Origin of the sequence: Achromobacter ruhlandii, assembly GCF_002082135.1 — a bacterium.
Taxonomy (GTDB): Bacteria; Pseudomonadota; Gammaproteobacteria; order Burkholderiales; family Burkholderiaceae_B; genus Achromobacter; species Achromobacter ruhlandii.
In genome coordinates, this window is the sequence record NZ_CP017433.1 from 506,880 (window position 1) to 526,921 (window position 20,042).

Below are 20,042 nucleotides of genomic sequence, written 5' to 3' on the forward strand. Positions count from 1 at the left end.
CGCAGCATGGAATTGTTCGCAAGTTTGAGCTTTTTCGGCGGCGCCCTGTTCGGCGGCCTGGGGCTGTTGGCATACCGTTCTTTCGGCATGCCGCTGCGCATCGGCTATCGCCACATCATCGGCGTGATCTGCCTGGGCGTGTGGATGACGGTGTTCTGGGCGCGTCCCTACCAGCCCATCGCGTTGCTGGCCATCTCGGGCAGCGCGCTGTGGGCCATGCGCCGCAACTACATCCCGACCTGGCTGGCCGTGGTCATCACCATGACGCCGCTGCTGCTGGTCAAGACCGGCGTCTCGCACCTGGGCGCGATGCTGGGCCTGTCGTTCGCCACCTTCCGCGCCATCGACGTGCTGCTGTTCGCGCCGCGCAACGAGCGCGTGTCGCCGCTGGACTACTTCATCTACCTGTTCTTCCCGCTGACGCTGCTGGCCGGCCCGATGTACCGCTGGCGCAGTTTCCAGGCCGACCTCAAGCGCGGCTACGAAGGCGTCAACCTGAACACCTGGCTGACCGGCCTGGAACTGATCATGCTGGGCGTGATCCAGAAGTTCGGCCTGGCCGAACTGATCTGGCGCTACGGCCTGTCGACCCTGGACGCGCACGACTACTCGTTCACCGGCGTGGCGCTGAACGCCTCGCTCTACAGCGCCTACCTGTTCTTCGATTTCGCCGGCTATTCCACCATGGCCATCGGCATCGGCATGTTGTTCGGCTTCACCCTGCCGATCAACTTCCGCAACCCGCTGGCGACGCTCAATCCGCAGGACTTCTGGCGCCGTTGGCACATCAGCCTGTCCGAATGGCTGCGCGACGTGGTGTTCATGCCGATCTACAAGGCGCTGAGCAAGACCGCGTTCTTCGCACGCCACCGGATGGCGGCGCAGAACATCGGCATCTTCGCCACGCTGCTGGCGATGGGCGTGTGGAACGGGCTGTCGTTGCACTACATCGTCAGCGGCCTGATGTTCGGCGCGTACTCGGTGGGCCATAACCTGCTGATCAACGCGGCGCGCACCCGGCCGGCGCTGCAGGCCACGCTGGCGCGGCCCGTCATGCGTTTCCTCGGACGCGTGCTCACCCTGATCCTGGCTGCCCTGGCGCTTTACGTGTTCAGCGGTCGCAGCCCCATCTGATGCCCGGAGTTTCGGCATGCGTTTCGACCTGAAGACTTTCCAGTTCGTTGATTCCGCGCGCGCGCCCGACGCGCTCGCGGTGGTCGGCGCCGACCGCAGCCTGACCTGGGCGCAACTGCGCGACGAGGCCATGGCGTGGGCCGACGAGGCGCGCGCGCACGGCGCGGCGCCGGACGTGCCGGTGGCCATCTATGGCCATAAAGAGGCCTCGTTCTTCGTCGCCATGGTCGGCGCGCTGCTGATCGGCGCGCCGTTCGTGCCCGTCGACACCATCTACCCGCCGGAACGCCTGCGCCGCATCGTCGAGATCGTGCGCGCCGCCGCCGTCTACGACGCCGCGGCCCGGGGCTTCGAGCCGGGCGAGGGCGCCGAACTGGCCGAGCGCGGCCTGGCTTACGTCATGTTCACCTCCGGCAGCACCGGCGATCCCAAGGGCGTGCAGATTGGCCGCGAAAGCGTCGGCCTGCTGGGCGACTGGATGCTGGGCAGCTTCGGCCTGGGCGATGCGCCGGTGTTCATGAACCAGGCGCCTTTCAGCTTCGACCTGTCGATGTACGAGGTGTTCGCCACGCTGGCCGCCGGCGGCACCTGCGTGCTGAACTCGCGCGAGCAGATCGGCGCGGCCGCGACCTGGATGAGCCGGCTGGCGCGGCACGGCGTGACCGTGTGGGTGTCGACGCCGTCGTTCGCGCATCAGCAGCTGGCCAACCGCGATTTCTCGCCGGCCACGCTGCCGACGCTGCGCACCTTCCTGTTCTGCGGCGAGCCCCTGCCGGCGGCGTTGGCGAAAAAGCTGCGCCAGCGTTTCCCGGACGCGGTGATCCTGAACACCTATGGCCCGACCGAGGCCACCGTCGCCACCACCTGGATCGCCATCACCGATGCGGTGCTGGCGGCGCATGATCCGCTGCCGGTCGGCCACGCCAAGCCCGATTGCGAGCTGCGCATCCAGGAGGGCGAGATCTGCATCATCGGCGATCACGTTATGCGGGGCTACCTGAACCGCCCGGATCTGAACGAGGCCAAGCTGTTCGTGACCGAGGATGGCCGCCGCGGCTTTCGCACCGGCGACCTGGGTGAACTGGGCGCGGACGGGCTGCTGTTCTGCCGCGGCCGCATGGACGACCAGATCAAGCTGAACGGTTATCGCATCGAACTGGCCGAGATCGACGAGGCCCTGCACGGGTTGCCGGGCGTGGAGGGCGGCGCCTGCGCGGTGCTGCGCCGGCCGGATGGCACGGCGGTGCGCCTGATCGGCTTTGTCGCCGGACTGGCGCAGGCGGACGCCAGCCTGCTTGAGCTCGATGCGCTATCGGGATGGAAGGAGCGGCTGGGCCAGCGCCTGCCGCCCTACATGGTGCCGTCCGAGCTGGTTTCGTGCGCGGCGCTGCCGATGTCGAACAACCACAAGATCGATCGCAAGAAGCTGCTCGACATCTACGCCGCGATTCCGGCGTAAGGGATGAGGCAGGCGCGCGCCGCGACCGCCGCGCCATGGAAACGGCCCGGGCAAGGCTTGCCGGGCCGTCGTCGTTTTCAGACGCCCATCAGGCCGTAGCTCAGGCGGGCAAGGACCATCAACAGCACCTGGGCCACGATCAGCAGCACCAGCGGCGAAAAGTCGATCGAGGTGCGCGGCAGCAGCCGGCGGATGGGATCGAGCATGGGCGCGGTCAGCGCCTGCAGCAGCGGCATCATCGGCGCCATCGGATTGACCCACGACAGCACCGCCTGGATCAGCGTCAGCCACACCACCAGGTTCAGCGCCCACTTGAGCGCCATCAGCAGCGCCGACAACATGGCCGAGGGCAGCAGCACGGCGGGGATCAGGGCGCCGATGGCGACCAGCCAGATCAGCACCAGGTACACCAGCGCGGCCAGCCAGGTGGCCACCAGGCTGGTCCAGTCGATCTTGTTGCCCGCCGGAATGATCTTGCGCAGCGGCAGCACCAGCCAGTTGGTGGCCTGGTAGATGACGCGCGCCAGCGGATTGAACGGATGCAACCGGATCGCGTGCATCCAGGCGCGGGCGATCAGGGCGGCGCCGAACAGCGTGAACGCGATTTCGAGCAGGAAGCGGAGGATTTCACCGAGCATGGACGCGATCTACCTAATGAAGACGACATTTATTGTCTCACGCCAAGGCGTCAACGGCGCTGTCCGGATGGCCGCGGCGAATTGAGATTGACGCGGCTGGCGCCCGAATAAAAACCGCCTGGCCAGGGCCAGGCGGTTTGAGGTACTGCTACCGTTATGACCGGTCCGATTACGGACGGCCACCCGTCGGGAACGGCCACGACGCGGCGGGGTTCAGCGCGGTCTTCGCGCCCGGGGCAGCGGCCGTGGACGGCGGCGTGGCGGGCTTCTTCGGAGCGGCTTTCTTCGCAGCGGGCTTCTTGGCAGCGGCGGGCTTCGCGGCAGGCTTGGCAGCCGGCTTGGCGGCAGGCTTCTTGGCAGCCGGAGCCTTCTTGGCTACGACTTTCTTGGCAACCGCCTTCTTGGCGGGGGCCTTCTTGGCAACCGCCTTCTTGGCGACGGCCTTCTTGGCTACCGCTTTCTTGGCGGGGGCCTTCTTGGCAACCGCTTTCTTGGCGACGGCCTTCTTGGCAACCGCCTTCTTGGCGACGACCTTCTTGGCCGCTGCCTTCTTGGCTACCGGCTTCTTGGCCGCGACTTTCTTGGCGACGGCCTTCTTGGCTACCGCTTTCTTCGCGACCTTCTTGGCGGCCGGCTTCTTGGCGGCAACCTTCTTCACCGCCGGCTTCTTGGCGGCGACCTTCTTGACGGCTACCTTCTTGACGGCAGCTTTCTTGGCCGGGGCGGCCTTCTTCGCTACTGCCTTCTTGGCGGCGGGCTTCTTCACCGCTTTCTTTACGGCTTTCTTGGCTGTTGCCATGGTCATGCTCCTTAGGTTCAGGGGTCCCAGAACTTAAACCCGTGCCCCGATCCGCCAACAAGGCGAACCGTGCCCGGGCTATTCATCGGCGCATGCCGCTGTTCTGTGCGAGCAACAGCTACTACGGTTTGCGCTAATGAATTCGGCACAGCCATTTGATATGGCCCCCGCTCCTTTGGCGCGAGCCATTTCAAATGGCGCCGGTGGGCAGTCTGATCACAGACCGCCTACCGCTTGTTCTACGTGTTCGAAAACACCCTGACCTGGGAGATCACCCTCAAGGCCTGGCGCGAACGCAACGCTCTTGCAAGAGCGTGCCCGCGCCGGGCCCGAAGGCGAACTGCGTTACTCCCAGCTCAGCGTGCCACCGGTTTGGTATTCGATCACGCGAGTTTCAAAAAAGTTGCGTTCCTTCTTAAGATCGATCATTTCCGCCATCCACGGGAAGGGATTCTCTTCCTGCGGGTACAGCGGTTCGATACCGATTTGCTGGCAACGACGGTTGGCGATGAAGCGCAGGTAGGATTTGAACATGGGAGCGTTCAAGCCCAACACGCCACGCGGCATCGTGTCTTCGGCGTAAGCGTATTCGAGTTCGACCGCTTTGCGGAAGAGTTCTCGAATTTCTTCGCGGAATTCCGGCGTCCACAGATGCGGATTTTCCAGTTTGACGGTGTTGATCAGGTCGATGCCGAAATTGCAGTGCATGGATTCATCGCGCAGGATGTACATGTACTGCTCGGCGGCGCCGGTCATCTTGTTCTGGCGACCCAGCGCCAGGATCTGCGTGAAGCCAACGTAGAAGAACAGGCCTTCCATCAGGCACGCGAAGACGATCAGCGACTTCAGCAGCGTCTGGTCGGCTTCGGGCGTGCCCGTCTTGAAGTTGGGGTCCGCGATCGCGTCGATGAACGGAATCAGGAACTCGTCCTTGGCGCGGATGGACGGCACTTCGTTGTAAGCGTTGAAGATCTCCGCTTCGTCCAGGTCCAGGCTTTCGACGATGTATTGATAGGCGTGCGTGTGGATGGCTTCCTCGAACGCCTGGCGCAGCAGGAACTGGCGGCATTCGGGCGCCGTGATGTGGCGGTAGGTGCCCAGCACGATGTTGTTCGCGGCCAGCGAGTCGGCCGTGACGAAGAAACCCAGGTTGCGCTTGACGATGCGGCGCTCGTCCTCGGTGAGCCCGTTCGGGTTCTTCCAGAGGGCGATGTCGCGCGACATGTTGATTTCTTGCGGCATCCAGTGGTTCGCGCACGTGGCCAGGTATTTCTCCCATGCCCACTTGTACTTGAACGGCACCAGCTGGTTGACGTCGGTCTGGCCGTTGATGATGCGCTTGTCGGCGACCTTCACGCGTTGCGAGGTGGCGTTGCCGCTGGCCGCCAGGCCGGCCGCATGCTGCGGCGCGGCCGGGGTCGGCATGGCGGTATCGCCGAACACGCCGGTCGCCGCCCGGACTTCGGGCGCAGCCTGCCCGCCCGCCGCGGGCGCGGGGGCTTGTGCAGGTTGCGTGGCGAGGGTGTCGTCTTCCCAATTAATCATGATTCATTCTCCGGAGGCGGTTATTGGCAGGCTTCGCACTCTTCGAAGCCGGGGTCGCCCGGCCGCATGGTGCAAACCGCCCCGAGAACTTCGGGTTCCGGCAAAACAGGTGCAGCGGACACGGGAGCCGCGGTGGACTGGCCACCGGCGCTGACGGCGTTCAGTTCGCCGCCGCGTCCCGTCGACTTCTCGGCGCTGGTGGCGCCAAGGGTACGCAGGTAATAGGTCGTCTTCAGGCCACGCTTCCAGGCCAGCTTGTAGGTGTCGTCCAGCTTCTTGCCGGAGGCGCCGGCCATGTAGATGTTCAGCGACTGGGCTTGATCGATCCACTTCTGGCGACGCGAGGCGCATTCCACCAGCCAGCTCGGTTCGACTTCGAACGCGGTGGCGTAGAGTTCGCGGAGTTCGGAAGGTACGCGATCGATGCGGGACAGGCTGCCGTCGAAGTACTTGAGGTCGGCGACCATGACTTCGTCCCAGAGACCGAGTTTCTTCAGGTCACGCACGAGGTAATCGTTAACGACCGTGAACTCGCCGGAGAGATTCGATTTGACGTACAAGTTCTGGAAAGTGGGTTCGATGCACGCAGATACACCAATGATATTGGAAATAGTCGCGGTTGGGGCGATTGCGATGCAATTGGAGTTGCGCATGCCATGTTGTTTGATGCGCGCGCGCAACGCATCCCAATCGAGCGTGCTCGATTCATCGACCTCGACATGACCACCGCGTTCGTCACGCAGCATCTTCAACGTGTCTTGCGGCAGGATGCCACGCGACCACAGCGAGCCTTCGTACGATTGATAGCGGCCACGTTCTTCGGCCAGCAGGCTCGAGGCCCAGTAGGCGTGATAGCACACGGCTTCCATCGAACGATCGGCGAATTCGACGGCGGCTTGCGATGCGTACGGCACGCGCATCATCTGCAGGCAGTCCTGGAAACCCATGATGCCCATGCCCACCGGACGATGGCGCGCGTTGGAATTGCGGGCCTTGTCGACGGCGTAATAGTTGATGTCGATGACGTTGTCGAGCATGCGCATGGCGATGCTGACGGTGCGCTTGATCTTGTCGTGGTCGAGTTCGAAACCGCCGCCAGCGGCCGGCTTCATGTGCGCGACCAGGTTCACCGAACCCAGGTTGCAAACCGCGATTTCCGATTCGTTGGTGTTCAGCGTGATCTCGGTGCACAGGTTCGAGCTGTGGACCACACCGACGTGCTGCTGCGGCGAACGGATGTTGCACGGATCCTTGAACGTGATCCACGGGTGGCCGGTTTCGAACAGCATCGACAGCATCTTGCGCCACAGGGTCAGCGCCGGCATCTTCTTGAACAGCTTCAGGTCGCCGCTGGCGACGCGCGCTTCATAGCCGACGTAGGCTTCTTCGAAGGCCTTGCCGTACTTGTCGTGCAGGTCGGGGCAGTCGGACGGCGAGAACAGGGTCCATTCGCCGCCTTCCATGACGCGCTTCATGAACAGGTCGGGAATCCAGTTCGCCGTGTTCATGTCGTGGGTGCGACGGCGCTCGTCGCCGGTGTTCTTGCGCAGTTCGAGGAATTCCTCGATGTCCAGGTGCCACGATTCCAGGTAGGTGCAGACCGCGCCCTTGCGCTTGCCGCCCTGGTTCACCGCCACGGCGGTGTCGTTGACGACCTTCAGGAACGGGACCACGCCCTGGCTTTCGCCGTTGGTGCCCTTGATGTGGCTGCGCAGCGCGCGCACCGGGGTCCAGTCGTTGCCCAGGCCGCCGGCGTACTTGGCCAGCAGCGCGTTTTCCTTGATGGCGTCGTAGATGCCTTCCAGGTCGTCGGAGACGGTGGTCAGGTAGCACGACGACAGTTGCGAGTGCAGGGTGCCCGAGTTGAACAGCGTCGGGGTCGAGCTCATGAAGTCGAACGACGACAGGATTTCGTAGAACTCGATGGCGCGGGCTTCGCGGTCGGTCTCGCGCAGCGCCAGGCCCATGGCCACGCGCATGAAGAACACCTGCGGCAGTTCGATGCGGGTGCCGCGGATGTGCAGGAAGTAGCGGTCGTACAGGGTCTGCAGACCGAGGTAGCCGAACTGCAGGTCGCGCTTGGCGTTCAGGGCCTTGCCCAGCTTGGTCAGGTCATAGCTGGCCAGGTCGGGCGACAGCAGGCCGCCTTCGATGCCGCGGGCGATGAAGGTGGGGAAGTACTCGGCGTAGCGGGCGGCCATGCCGTCCTGCGAGACTTCCTCGCCCAGCACTTCCTTGCGGATCGTGTGCAGCAGCAGGCGGGCGGTGACCTGGCTGTAGGCAGGGTCCTTCTCGACCAGCGCGCGCGCCGACAGGATGGCGGACTTGAACACTTCGTCGACGGGGATGCCGTCGTACAGGTTCTTGACCGTTTCCTTCAGGATGGCTTCGGAGTCGATGAATTCGGCCAGGCCTTCACCGGCGGCGACGATGGTGGCGCGCAGTTCGGCGATGTCCAGCGGACGGCGGACACCCGCGTCCGTGACGTGCAGCACGTTTTCCTGCGGCGTCGTGTCGGCCTTCTGCTGGCCTTCGGCGGCCGCGGCGGCGGCGCGTTCCTGCGTGCGCTTTTCGCGATAGAGCACATAGGCGCGGGCGACGTCATGCTGGCCCGAGCGCATCAGGGCCAGTTCGACCTGGTCCTGCACGTCTTCGATATGGAAGGTGCCGCCGCCCGGGCGGTTGCGCACCAGCGCGTTGACGGCCTGGGTCGTCAGCTGTTCAACCAGCTCGCGCACGCGGGCCGAGGCCGCGCCCTGGCCGCCGTTCACGGCCAGGAAGGCCTTGGTCATGGCGATGGCGATCTTGCCGGGTTCGAACCCGACCACCGAGCCATTGCGGCGGATGATGTTGTAGCTGGCCCATTGCCCGCCGTTGGCGTCGGCCGGGGAATCGGTTTGAGAGGGCGGCACGGCCGAGGGCCGGGTCACAGAGGCGATCGTAGTCTGCATGGAAGCTCCTGTGCGAAAAGCGCGTAGATAGCGACATGACGACGTCATGTCAGGTACGAAATTTGGATCTTATTGAGGGGGTCGCAACGCTTGGACGGACGAATCCGCATGGCGTGGCCGACGAGTATCAGCGGTTAGGCGACCACAACATATAGTGTAGCACCCCTCGTTGGACACTAATTCTAGTGATCGAGTACGACAGCTACAAGAAGAAGATAGGATCAGGTTCCCAAAACATTGTTACTAAATGCACTGGGCGCGCCTAGCAAGGCGCGCCCAGGAGAATGCCGCTCAGCGCGAGTGTTTATGCGGTTTTCCGCAGGGGTACATCGCGCGGGGCAGGCGCCGTATAGCTTTGCATCAAGCGGGCCAGCTCCGTCCTGTACTTCTCGACGTTCGCAGCCTTCACGTGGCCGAAGCCGCGGATGGTTTCTGCAAGGGCGGCGATTGTAGCCGCTTGCGCCAGGTTGTCGCGATTCAACCCTGCGAGCAACTGGTCTATGGTCTGGCGGTATTCGACCACCAGGGCCCGCTCCATCTTGCGCTCGGCGGTGTGGCCGAACGGATCGAACCAGGTGCCGCGCAGGCGCTTGAAACGGGTCAGCAGCTTGAGCGCGGTCATGGTGCGCGGGCCCAGCGTCATTTTGCGCGGCACGCCGGTGCGCGGGTCCTTGCGCGCGAAGATCGGCGGCGCCATGTGGAAGCGCAGGCTGTAGTCGCCTTCGAACTGGCCCTTGAGCTGGGCCTGGAAGGCTTCGCCGGTATAGAGGCGGGCGACTTCGTATTCGTCCTTGTAGGCCATCAGCTTGAACAGGCCGCGCGCCACCGCCATGGCCAGGCGCGGCGTCCTGGCGTCGGGCGCCAGCTCGCGTTCGCGCGCGGCGACGCGCTCGACCACGTCGCGATAGGCCTGCGCGTAGGCGGCGTCCTGGTAAGCGGTCAGGTCTTCGACGCGGCGCGCCACGGCGCGCTCGAACGTTTCCGGCACATGCAGTTGCACCACCTGGGCGCGCGGGCGCAGCGCGCCGTCCAGCGCGTCCGGCTGGTGCGCGGCCAGGCGGCCGCTGTCGAACGCGGCGCGGTTGGCGGCCACGGCGACGCCGTTCAGTTCGATGGCGCGATTGATGGCGGCCTGCGACAGCGGCACGCCGCCGCGCTGCCAGGCGTAGCCCAGCATGAACATGTTCGACAGGATGCTGTCGCCGAACAGCGCCAGCGCGGCCTCGTGCGCGTCGATGGCGGCGGTGTGCTCGTCGCCCGCGGCGTGGCGGATCTTGGCCAGCAGCGCTTCCGGCCGCATGGCGGCGTCCGGGTTGCGGGTGAAATCGGACACCGGGGCGACGTAGGTGTTGACGGTGACCTGGGTGTGGCCGCGGCGCAGCGCGCCGAGCGAGTCGGGCGCCACGGCGGCGACCGGATCGCACAGGATGGCGGCGTCGGCCTGCTGCCAGTCCAGGCGTACCGGGCCGGCGGCCGCGCCCGCGGGCGCCAGGCGGATGTGGCTGACGACCGTGCCGCCCTTCTGCGCCAGGCCGGTCAGGTCCAGCACCGCGGCCGACAGGCCTTCCAGGTGCGCGGCCATCGAGACGATGGCGCCGATGGTGATGACGCCGGTGCCGCCCATGCCCGCCACCAGCAGGCGGTAGGGGCGTTCCAGCGCCGGGGGGTGCGGCAGCGGCAGTTGCTGGATCAGGCGTTGCAGGCGTTCCTGGTCGGCCTTGGGCGCGGCGCTCTTTCTGGGCTTGCCGCCCATGACCGAGACGAAGCTGGGGCAGAAGCCTTCGGCGCAGGAGTAGTCCTTGTTGCAGCTGGACTGGTCGATGGCGCGCTTGCGGCCGTAGGGCGTTTCCAGCGGCACCACCGACAGGCAGTTCGATTTCACGCCGCAGTCGCCGCAGCCTTCGCACACGGCGCTGTTGATCAGCATGCGGCGGGCCGGATCGGGGAACTGGTTCTTCTTCCTGCGGCGGCGTTTTTCAGCGGCGCAGGTCTGATCGTGGATCAGCACGGTGACGCCGGGGATCTCGCGCAGCTCGCGCTGCAGGGCGTCGAGCTCGCGGCGGTGATGCACCTTGATGCCGGCGCCCAGGTCCACGCCCCGGTATTTCTCGGGCTCATCGCTGGTGACGACGATGCGGGCGACGTTCTCGCCGCGCAGCTGCTGGCAGATCTGCGGCACCGAGATCGGGCCATCCACCGGCTGGCCGCCGGTCATGGCGACGGCGTCGTTGAACAGGATCTTGTAGGTGATGTTGGCCTTGGCGGCCACGGCCTGGCGGATCGCCAGGTAGCCGGAGTGGTAGTAGGTGCCTTCCCCCATGTTCTGGAAGATGTGCGGCATCCTGGTGTAGCGCGACAGGCCGATCCAGTCGACCCCTTCGCCGCCCATCTGGGTCAGGCCGCCGGTGTCGCGGTCCATCCAGGCGGCCATGTAGTGGCAGCCCACGCCCGACAGCGCCTGGCTGCCTTCCGGCACCTTGGTCGAGGTGCTGTGCGGACAGCCGGAACAGAAGTAGGGACGGCGGCGCATGCCGTCGGCGTCGTTGGACAGCATGTCCTGGCAGTCGAAGGTGGCCAGGTCGACGCCGGGCTGCAGGCCGGCGCTGCGCGACAGCCATTGGGCCAGCGGCCGCGCCAGCAGCGACGGGCGCAACTGGCCGGCGGAGGGCACCAGCGTCTCGCCGTCGAAACCCTTCTTGCCGACCACGGTGGCGCGCTCGGGCAGGTTGAACAGCAGGTCCTTGAGCTGGGTCTCGACCACGGCGCCTTTTTCCTCGATCACGAGGATGTGCGAGAGGCCGCGCGCGAACTCGAGCATGCGCTCGGCGTCCAGCGGCCAGGTCAGGCCCGGCTTGTAGATGCGCACCGGCGCGTTGGCGGTGACGGTGTCCACGCCCAGGCGCGCCAGCGCTTCCATGGCGTCCAGGTGGGCCTTGCCGACGGTGACGATGCCGACGGTGGCCTTGGGCGCCGGACAGGTGAGGCGGTCGATGCTGTGGCGGCGGGCGAAGGCGGCGACCGCCTTCATGCGCAGGTTCATGCGGGTTTCGACCGCCAGCGACAGGAAGTCGCGGGCGGAGTATTCCAGCGCTTCCGGCGGCAGGTCGGGATCGGCCGGCATGTCGTAGTGGCGCACCGGCGCGGGGGTGAACGAGTGACCGCTTTCGATGGTCTCGGACACGGCCTTGAAGGCGACCCAGGCGCCGGAATGGCGCGACAGGGCCCAGCCCCACAGCGCGAAGGTCTCGTATTCGTCGATCGAGGCCGGGTGCACGATGGGCATCTGCCAGCCGATCAGCGAGGCTTCGCTGGCGTGCGGGATCGAGGAGGAGACGGCGGTGTGGTCGTCGCCCACCACCACCAGCACGCCGCCGTGGCGCGAGGCGCCGGCGGCGTTGCCGTGGTGCAGGGCGTCGCCGGCGCGATCCACGCCGGGGCCCTTGCCGTACCACATGGCGAAGACGCCATCGACATTACGGTCGGCGCGCACGCCGGCCTGCTGGGTGCCCATGACGGCGGTGGCGGCCATGTCTTCGTTGATGCCGGGCAGGAACGAGATCTGGTTGGCGTCCAGCGCCTTCTGCGCCTTCCACATCGCCATGTCGACGCCGCCCAGGGGCGAGCCACGATAGCCGGAGACGAAGCCCGCGGTGTTCAGGCCGCGCTCGCGGTCGATGCGGCGCTGGGTCAGCATGATGCGCACCAGGGCCTGGGTGCCGGTCAGGAAGATGCGGCCGGTCTCACGGGTGAGGTTGTCGGCGAGCTGGTAGTCGAGGTCCAGCGTGGGCTCGGGGGCGGGGGTGCCGTCCATCATGAATGCTCCTGTAGTCGGCACCATGATAGGTTCGCGAGGCATCGGGTTTGTTGCGTTTTCGGATCGTGCTATCCCTATAATTCGCAATGAATATTTCGTGTTCGCGGAATTTCGACCCAAACAGGAGACAAAGCAATGGACAAGACCGATATCGGCATCCTCAAGGCCCTGCAGGAGGATGGCCGGGCCTCGGCGCAGCAGCTTTCAGAAAAGGTGGGGCTATCGGCGGCGCCGGTGTGGCGGCGGGTGAAGGCGCTGGAGGCCAGCGGCGTGATCCAGGGCTACAGCGCGCAGGTGGATCGCAGCAAGGTGGGGCTGGGCTGTATGTTCGCGCAGATCAGCCTGGAGCGGCACTCGGCGAACACGGTGGAGAACTTCGAGCGGTCGGTGCGGGATGCGCCGGAGATTCTCGAGTGCTATGCGGTGACGGGGGATTCGGATTTTCTGCTCAAGATTCTTGTGGAGAGTCCGGAGGCTTATGACCGGTTCTTGCATCGGTTCTTGTTCAATATGCCTGGGATTCGGCAGACGCGGACGATTGTGGCGTTGCGGGAGATCAAGCATGAGTTGAAGTTGCCTTTGTAGGGGGGCTTCTTTATTTGCTTGCGGGGGGTGGGGTTCTTTAGTCGCGGGAGCCGGGGCAGGCGGGGGATGGCGGGGCTACGATTGCGGTCCGGAGCCTTCGCTCCGGACTGCCCCTTCCTCATCTTCGTCACAGCCTTCGGCTGTTCCTTCAGATTCCGTCGGGCGCATCTACACGCCCCGCCATCCCCCGCCTGCCCCGGCTCCCGCTTTTGATGAGACTTAACGGCCGGGCTTTGGGGCGAGTTGTGTGCTTGGCGTTCTTGCCGTCAATCTGGGGGGGAGGGAGGATCTTGCGGGGTCGCCAAAAAGCGGCCGCGCGGGCGGCCGCTTTTTGGCATTTGGGTGTCTTGCGTCGAGGCGGCGGACGCTGCGCGCTGCTGGAGAGAGGCGTTGCTCGAGGGGGCAATGGCGCGGCGCGCTCGTGATGGGAGGGGCTGGTGAACCCTGCGTCATCGCGCTTGATTCGATGGGCGCAATCTTTTGATGGTCTCTATATTGCGACGCCCTCTATATATAGAGGGCGTTTCTTTATTTGCTGTGGGCGGTTACTGCGGCTGGATGCCGGAGATCTTGATCCATTCCTTCCAGCGGGCGGTGTCCTCCTTGACGAAGGTGTCGAAGCGGGCGGTGTCCATGGCTTCGGGGGTCAGGCCGAGGGCGCGGAGTTTGTCGGCGGTGGCGGGATCGTTGACGGCGGCCTGGGTGGCGGCGTTCATCTTGGCGACGATGTCGGGCGGGGTGCCGGCGGGGGCGGAGATGCCGAGCCAGCCGGCGACGATGAAGTCGGGGAAGTAGGTCGACATGGTGGGGACGTCGGGCCAGGCGGGGTGGCGCTGGGCGGCGGTGACGGCGAGAGGGGCGAGGCCCTTGCCGTCGATCTGGCCCATGGCGGTCAGGTAGTCGACGAAGGCGAAGCCGATCTGCTTGCCGCGCAGGTCGGTAATGATCTGGGTGATGTTCTTGTAGCCGGCGGCGCCGATGTTGATGCCGGCGCGTTGCTTGAACAGTTCGGACGGCACTTGCGAGGACGAGCTGTAGTAGCCGAAGAAGACTTCGCCGGGATGCTTCTTGGCGTAGTCGACCAGCTCGGGCACGGTGCGATAGGGGCTGTCGGGGGCGACGATGCCCACGGTGCCGAAGGTGCCGAGCATGCCGATCTGCACGAAGTCCTTTTGCGCGTCGTAGGGCAGACGCTTGTAGAGGAACTGGTTGGCGGCGTGGGTGGAGTTGGTGGACAAGAGGAAGGTGTAGCCGTCGCCGGCGGCGTTCTTGGCGGCGTTGGTGCCGACGATGCCGCCGGCGCCGGGGCGGTCCTCGACGATGACGGTCTGGCCGGTCTGCTTGCCCAGGAACTGGGCGAAGGTGCGGGCGGTGAGGTCGGCGGCGCCGCCGGCCGCGGATGGCACGATCAGCGTGATGGGTTTCTCGGGCCAGCCGGCGGCGTGCGTGGTGGCGGCCAGCAGCAGGCTGGCGGCGGCGAGCGCAGGGCGCAGGAAGGCGCGGGGCGCGAAGGCGGTGAGGGTCATGCTTGTCTCCTGGGGCGGCGCTGGCGCCGTCATGTTCTATGGCTTGCGGTGTGCTTCATGGCGCGCTGGACGCGGGCCGGGTGGATCTGTCTGGCGGTCGTTGGCGGATGTCGATGGTTGAGGATGTATCGGGCGTCAGGGGCGTCGCGGGTCAGCCGAACTGTTGGCGATACCAGCCGAGGATCGTGTCCGCGCTGGCCTGCCATGCGTCGCCGTACATCATGCAATGGGGCTGTCCGGCGAGGACGGCATGGGAAAAGCCGAACAGTCGCGCGATGGCGCGGTCCTGGCCGGGCGGATGGCGGTCGTGGGTGTCCAGGCCGGCTTCCAGGCACAGGCCGGGGGCGGTGATGGCGGCGGGGTCGACGGGCACGCGCAGCAGGTAGCGGTCGTTGAGCACGCGCGGGCTTTCGGGATTCAGGCGTTGGGTGACGGCGCTGACGTCGCGCGTCGGCGAGGTGGCCAGGAAGCGGGCGCGGATCTCGCTGGCGGCGGGCGCGGCGCGCGCGGCGTCAGCGGGCACCGGCGGCAGGCCCAGCGCGCCGGGCAGGTTGGCGGGCGGCGAGGGCGCCATCAGCACCACGCCGGCGACGGTGCGTTGGCTGGCGGCCAGCAGCGCGGGCAGGGCGCCCATGCTGTGGCCCACCACGACGGTGGGCGCGTCCAGCAGGTCGAGCGCGCTGACGACGTCGGCGGCCAGGTCGGCGATGCCCGTGTCGAGGAAGCCGGGCGGTTGCGGCAAGGGGCCGTGGCCGCGCAGGTCGATGGCGGCGCAGGCCAGGCCGGCTCGGGCGAAATAGTCCAGGTAGTGCGCGTAGCACCAGGCGCCGTGATAGGCGCCGGGCACGAGCAGCAGGCCGGGCCTGCCGTTTGGTGCGGCGGCGGTCAGCAGCCGGCCCTGGCCGGCAGCGCGGGCGGGCAGCCGGTCGGCGAGGCTGAAGTCGAGCGGATCGACGGCCTGGGCGCGGGCGGGGGAGAGAGTCGCGGTAGTCATTGCGGCCATGTTAAGTGCCGCCCTATGATGAGAAAAATTTATTTTTCCTATGATTTGATAAGTTCATCAAATCAGATGCCACGATGCCCGCCTTGCCCGAACTTTCCATTGCGCACTACCGCCACTTCCTGCTGGTGGCCGAATTGCGCAGCTTCCGCGCCGCCGCCGCGCGCGCATTCCGCTCGCAGCCGGCGCTGTCGCTGTCGATCCGCGAAATGGAGCAGCGCCTGGGCCAGCCGCTGTTCGAGCGCGGCAATGGCAACGCGCTGACTCGGTTCGGCCAGGACTGCCTGCCGCTGGCGCGCGAACTGGTCGAGCACCACGACCGCGTGGCCGGGACGCTGGCGGGGCTGGCCAGCAACGAGGCCGGCACCCTGACCATGGCCTCGGTGGCGACGGTGGCGACCCACTGGCTGCCCGAACTGGTGGCAACCTATCGCGAGCGCTACCCGGCGGTGGCGCTGCGCCTGTTCGATGACAATTCCGAAGGCGTTGAGCGCATGGTGCTGGCGGGCGAGGTCGAGCTGGGGGTGTGCAGCCCGGTGCTGCGCGACCGGCGGCTGGCGTTCGAACCGCTGCTGCGCGATGCCTTCGGACTGGTCTGCCATCGCGGCCATCCCCTGGCGGGGCGCAAGTCCGTGACCTGGCGCGAGATCGCCGGGCTGCCGCTGGTGGGCACGGTGGCGCACCGGCAACTGGCGGACTATCCGCAGGCCGCCTTCATGATGGAACGCCAGGTGTTCGTGTCCAACATGATGTCGCTGCTGGCGATGCTGGAGCGCGGCGTGGGCGTGACGGTGCTGGCGCGGCTGGGCGTGCCGCCGGATTCGCCCGGTCTGGTTTTCGTGCCGTTGGCCCGGCCGCGTATCGAGCGCGAACTGGGCATCACGCGGCTGGCCGGCCGCAGCCTGTCGCCGGCCGCCGCGCGCATGGAGGAAATGCTGCGCGCCAAGGCCGCGCGCGGCGCCCGCAGTGTCGCTTGAAACCAACGCATTTTTGCGCGTTGAGCCCTTAAAACACGGGGTTTCCGGCAAGGACTGTTGCGCAATTGCACACGGCGCCGATCGTCGTTGATTCTTCACCTGGGCATCTTTAGAGTGCGTGATGTTTGCTGCGCGAGGGGCGTGCCGGTTTGAGCGGCGCGGCGCGTCGACAGACGTGTTGAGGAATTCATGAGCAGTGTGTATTTGCGTTCGGCGGGCGTGGCCTGCGCCCTTCTGATCCTGGCCGGCTGCGCCGCCAGGAAACCCGCCTCCATTACCGAGGCCCAGCCGGAAGCGGCGCCCAAGCCGGTGGCATGCGTGCCCGCCAAGAGCGGCGATCCCATGGTCGGCACCTGGTATTCGAATTCCAAGCCGAAAGGCGTCAGCGGCGATTTCCAGGCCCTCACGGTGCTGTATGCCGATGGCCGCATGGCCTATGAAACCCAGCTGAAGATCGGCCGCAAGACGCGTCCGGCGCTGCGCGAGACCGGTTGCTGGAGCGTGGTGGACGGCGTCTACACGATGCAGACCACGCAATCGAACGGCGAGATCGTCGACGCCGCCGATCCGATTTACATCAACCGCTACCGTGTCGAGAAGGTCGAGCAGGCCAAGCTGACGCTGCGCGAGCTCAAGAGCGGCGGCCAGATCGTGACCGCGCGCCGCATGCCGCAGGGCTATCGCCTGCCGTATTGATCCCTGGGGCAGCCGGCGATTCCGCGTTCCGTCGCGCGGACGGAATCCGGGCGCCGGCGTCGCCAAGCGGGCGCGGCTGCGGTAAGGTGCGGACTTCGTCCTTCATTGCGCCGCCGGCCCTCCATGCCCGCCCTGTCATCCGAAGCGCGCGCCATCGCGCTGCTTGCCCTGGCCGCCTTCGTCAGCGCCAGCGCCTTTCGTATCTGTGATCCCATGCTGCCCCAGCTGGCGGCCGAATTCGGCGCCAGCACCGGCCAGGCCGCGCGCGCCGTCACCGCTTTCGCGGTGGCCTACGGCGTGCTGCAGATGTTCTTCGGTCCGGTCGGCGACCGCTATGGCAAATACCGCGTCGTCAGCGTGGCGACGTTCGCCTGCGCACTGGGCAGCGCCGGCGCGTTCCTGGCCGAGACGCTGGACGTGCTGGTGTTCTGCCGCACCCTGTCGGGGGCGGCGGGCGCCGGCATCGTGCCGCTGTCGATGGCCTGGATCGGCGACACCGTGCCTTACGAGCGTCGCCAGGCGACGCTGGCGCGCTTTCTGACCGGCACCATCCTGGGCATGGCGGCCGGGCAGCTGGCCGGCGGCCTGTTCGCCGATACCCTGGGCTGGCGCTGGGCCTTCGCGGCGCTGGTGGCCGGCTACCTGGTGGTGGGCACGCTGCTGCACCGGGAAGTGCGGCGCCAGCGCGCGCTGGGACTGGGCGTGGTCGATCCGAACGCGCCGCGCCAGGGCTTCGTGGCACAGGCGCGGCTGGTGCTGGGCACGCCATGGGCGCGCGTGGTGCTGGCCACGGTGTTCATCGAGGGCCTGCTGGTGTTCGGCGCCCTGGCGTTCGCGCCGTCCTACCTGCATGAGCGCTTCGACATCTCGCTGACGGCGGCCGGCGCGCTGGTGGCGGTGTACGCGGTGGGCGGGCTGCTCTATACGGTGGTGGCGGGCCGCATCCTCAAGCGCCTGGGCGAACGCGGCCTGGCGGTGGCGGGCGGGCTGGTGCTGGGCGTGGCCTTCCTGTCGTACCTGCTGGGGCCGGTGTGGTTGTGGAGCCTGCTGGCCAGCGTGCTGGCGGGCTTCGGCTACTACCTGCTGCACGCGACCTTGCAGACCAACGCCACCCAGATGGTGCCGTCGGCGCGCGGCACGGCGGTGGCCTGGTTCGCCTCCTGCCTGTTCATGGGCCAGGCGGCGGGCGTGGCGCTGGCCGGCTCGGTGGTGGACGAGGCCGGCGCGGCGGTGCTGTTCGGCGGTTCGGCCGTGCTGCTGCCGCTGCTGGGCGCGTTCTTCTCGTGGGCCTTGAAGGCGCGGCCCAAGGCCGCCTAGGGATGCCTGCCGCCGCGCGGCGCCGGGACGGTAACCGGCCCGTGAGGCGAAAAAAAGCCCCGAACGGCCAGGCCGGTCGGGGCTTTTTCGTGGACGGAAGTCCGATCAGATGGCGGCCAGGCGCTTGATCACGACGTCCTTGCCCAGCAGGGCCAGCACCGCGTCCACCGCGGGCGTCTGGGTCTGGCCGGTGACGGCCACGCGCAGCGGGATCGCCAGTTGCGGCATTTTCAGGCCGCGGTCGGCCAGCACGCCCTTGATCAGCGCCGAGATGGCCTCGCGGGTCCAGTCGGCGCCCTGGGCGCGCTGGGCGAAATCGGCCAGCGCCTCGCGGGCGGCGGCGGTCAGGTGCTGCTCGACCAGCTCCGGCGCGGCCGGCTTGAACTCGCCGCAGAACAGCATGGCGCCGTCGGCCAGCTGTTCCAGGGTCTCGGCGCGATCCTTGAGCAGGCCCATCACGCCCGGCAGGTCGATCTTTTCCGGATAGCCGCCGCGATGGGCGACGCGCGGCGCCACGCGTTCGGCCAGTTCGGCGTTGTCCATCTGCTTGATGTAGTGGGCGTTGACCCAGTTCAGCTTCTTCGGGTCCCACTGCGAGGCCGACTTGGACAGGTGGCGGGTGTCGAACCATTCCACCAGCTGGTCGCGGCTGAAGAGTTCGTCGTCGCCGTGGCTCCAGCCCAGGCGCGCCAGGTAGTTGATCATGGCCTCGGGCAGGTAGCCCTCGTTGTCGTACTCCATGACGTTGACCGCGCCGTGGCGCTTGGACAGCTTTTCGCCGTCCGGGCCGAGGATCATGGGCACGTGGCCGTATTCGGGCAGGGTGGCGCCCAAAGCGCGCAGGATGTTGATCTGGCGCGGAGTGTTGTTGACGTGGTCATCGCCGCGCAGCACGTGGGTGATGCCCATGTCCCAGTCGTCCACCACCACGCAGAAGTTGTAGGTGGGGGTGCCGTCCGGGCGCGCGATGATTAGGTCGTCCAGCTCGGTGTTGTCGAAGCTGATGGGGCCCTTGACCATGTCGTTCCAGGCGGTGGCGCCGTCCTGGGGATTCTTGAAGCGCACCACCGGCTTGCGGCCTGCGGGCACCGGTGGCAGGGTCTTGCCGGGCTCGGGGCGCCAGGTACCGTCGTAGCGCGGCTTGTCGCCGCGGGCGCGGGCGGCCTCGCGCATGGCCTCGACTTCCTCGGGCGAGCTGTAGCAGTGGTAGGCGGTGCCGGCGGCCAGCATCTGCGCGACCACTTCACGGTAGCGGTCCATGCGCTGCATCTGGTAGAACGGGCCTTCGTCTGGCTGCATGCCGAGCCAGTCCATGCTGTCCAGGATGGCCTGCACCGCTTCCGGCGTGGAGCGTTCGACGTCCGTGTCTTCGATGCGCAGCACGAAGGTGCCCTTGTGGTGGCGCGCGAAGGCCCAGGAGAACAGCGCGGTGCGGGCGCCGCCCAGGTGCAGGAAGCCGGTGGGCGAAGGCGCGAAGCGGGTGCGGATGGGGGAGGAGGCGTTGGAGGTCATAGGTGGCAATGATAGCGGCTGCGGCGCCACGAAGCGGCGGCGGACCGGGCCTGGATCAAGCGGACGTGGGGGTTGTCTTGTTACGATGA

The 20,042-nt window shown here is 66.8% G+C and carries 14 protein-coding genes; 6 read left to right on the forward strand and 8 right to left on the reverse strand.

Annotated features, from left to right (window positions below; all coding sequences use genetic code 11):
• Positions 1-6: 6 nt before the first annotated feature.
• On the forward strand, positions 7-1,134 hold the full coding sequence (locus tag AruCF_RS02270; protein ID WP_049071138.1) for an MBOAT family O-acyltransferase: 1,128 nt from the start codon (positions 7-9) through the stop codon (positions 1,132-1,134).
• A 16-nt stretch (positions 1,135-1,150) separates the two neighbouring features.
• A complete protein-coding gene (locus AruCF_RS02275) occupies positions 1,151-2,593 on the forward strand; it encodes a D-alanine--poly(phosphoribitol) ligase (protein WP_049071140.1) in 1,443 nt (480 codons plus the stop codon).
• 77 nt (positions 2,594-2,670) lie between these two features.
• On the opposite strand, the gene AruCF_RS02280 is transcribed toward AruCF_RS02275, so the two are convergent.
• The 5 genes from AruCF_RS02280 to AruCF_RS02300 all read right to left on the reverse strand — a co-directional run bounded on the left by AruCF_RS02280 (position 2,671) and on the right by AruCF_RS02300 (position 12,337).
• Entirely contained in the window at positions 2,671-3,231 is a 561-nt protein-coding gene (locus tag AruCF_RS02280) for a YggT family protein (RefSeq protein WP_049071142.1), read from the reverse strand.
• A 169-nt stretch (positions 3,232-3,400) separates the two neighbouring features.
• Positions 3,401-4,030, reverse strand: a complete 630-nt coding sequence (locus AruCF_RS02285; RefSeq protein WP_080977310.1) for a histone H1-like DNA-binding protein — start codon at positions 4,028-4,030, stop codon at positions 3,401-3,403.
• A gap of 345 nt (positions 4,031-4,375) precedes the next feature.
• Positions 4,376-5,575, reverse strand: coding sequence for a ribonucleotide-diphosphate reductase subunit beta (locus tag AruCF_RS02290; protein ID WP_049071144.1), 1,200 nt, complete (start codon positions 5,573-5,575; stop codon positions 4,376-4,378).
• Positions 5,576-5,595: 20 nt separating this feature from the next.
• On the reverse strand, positions 5,596-8,526 hold the full coding sequence (locus tag AruCF_RS02295; protein WP_049071145.1) for a ribonucleoside-diphosphate reductase subunit alpha: 2,931 nt from the start codon (positions 8,524-8,526) through the stop codon (positions 5,596-5,598).
• Positions 8,527-8,830: 304 nt separating this feature from the next.
• A complete protein-coding gene (locus AruCF_RS02300; protein ID WP_049077427.1) occupies positions 8,831-12,337 on the reverse strand; it encodes an indolepyruvate ferredoxin oxidoreductase family protein in 3,507 nt (1,168 codons plus the stop codon).
• Positions 12,338-12,475: 138 nt separating this feature from the next.
• On the opposite strand from AruCF_RS02300, the gene AruCF_RS02305 reads away from it, so the two are divergent.
• Complete coding sequence (locus AruCF_RS02305) at positions 12,476-12,925, forward strand: Lrp/AsnC family transcriptional regulator (protein WP_049071146.1); 450 nt, start codon at positions 12,476-12,478, stop codon at positions 12,923-12,925.
• A gap of 545 nt (positions 12,926-13,470) precedes the next feature.
• On the opposite strand, the gene AruCF_RS02310 is transcribed toward AruCF_RS02305, so the two are convergent.
• Both AruCF_RS02310 and AruCF_RS02315 read right to left on the reverse strand, forming a co-directional pair.
• Complete coding sequence (locus AruCF_RS02310) at positions 13,471-14,451, reverse strand: Bug family tripartite tricarboxylate transporter substrate binding protein (RefSeq protein WP_049071148.1); 981 nt, start codon at positions 14,449-14,451, stop codon at positions 13,471-13,473.
• Positions 14,452-14,602: 151 nt separating this feature from the next.
• Positions 14,603-15,445: an alpha/beta hydrolase gene (locus tag AruCF_RS02315; RefSeq protein ID WP_235432731.1), complete on the reverse strand. Its 843-nt coding sequence runs from the start codon at positions 15,443-15,445 to the stop codon at positions 14,603-14,605.
• Between the two features lie 83 nt (positions 15,446-15,528).
• Between AruCF_RS02315 and AruCF_RS02320 the strand changes: the two genes are divergently transcribed.
• The 3 genes from AruCF_RS02320 (at position 15,529) to AruCF_RS02330 (ending at position 18,441) form a co-directional block, all read left to right on the forward strand.
• On the forward strand, positions 15,529-16,428 hold the full coding sequence (locus AruCF_RS02320) for a LysR family transcriptional regulator (protein WP_049071150.1): 900 nt from the start codon (positions 15,529-15,531) through the stop codon (positions 16,426-16,428).
• A gap of 189 nt (positions 16,429-16,617) precedes the next feature.
• Positions 16,618-17,124: a hypothetical protein gene (locus tag AruCF_RS02325; RefSeq protein ID WP_049071152.1), complete on the forward strand. Its 507-nt coding sequence runs from the start codon at positions 16,618-16,620 to the stop codon at positions 17,122-17,124.
• Between the two features lie 123 nt (positions 17,125-17,247).
• Complete coding sequence (locus tag AruCF_RS02330) at positions 17,248-18,441, forward strand: MFS transporter (protein ID WP_049071154.1); 1,194 nt, start codon at positions 17,248-17,250, stop codon at positions 18,439-18,441.
• Positions 18,442-18,546: 105 nt separating this feature from the next.
• Here AruCF_RS02330 and gltX read toward each other — a convergent pair whose 3' ends face one another.
• Positions 18,547-19,953, reverse strand: coding sequence for a glutamate--tRNA ligase (gene gltX, locus AruCF_RS02335; RefSeq protein ID WP_049071156.1), 1,407 nt, complete (start codon positions 19,951-19,953; stop codon positions 18,547-18,549).
• Between the last annotated feature and the right edge of the window lie 89 nt (positions 19,954-20,042).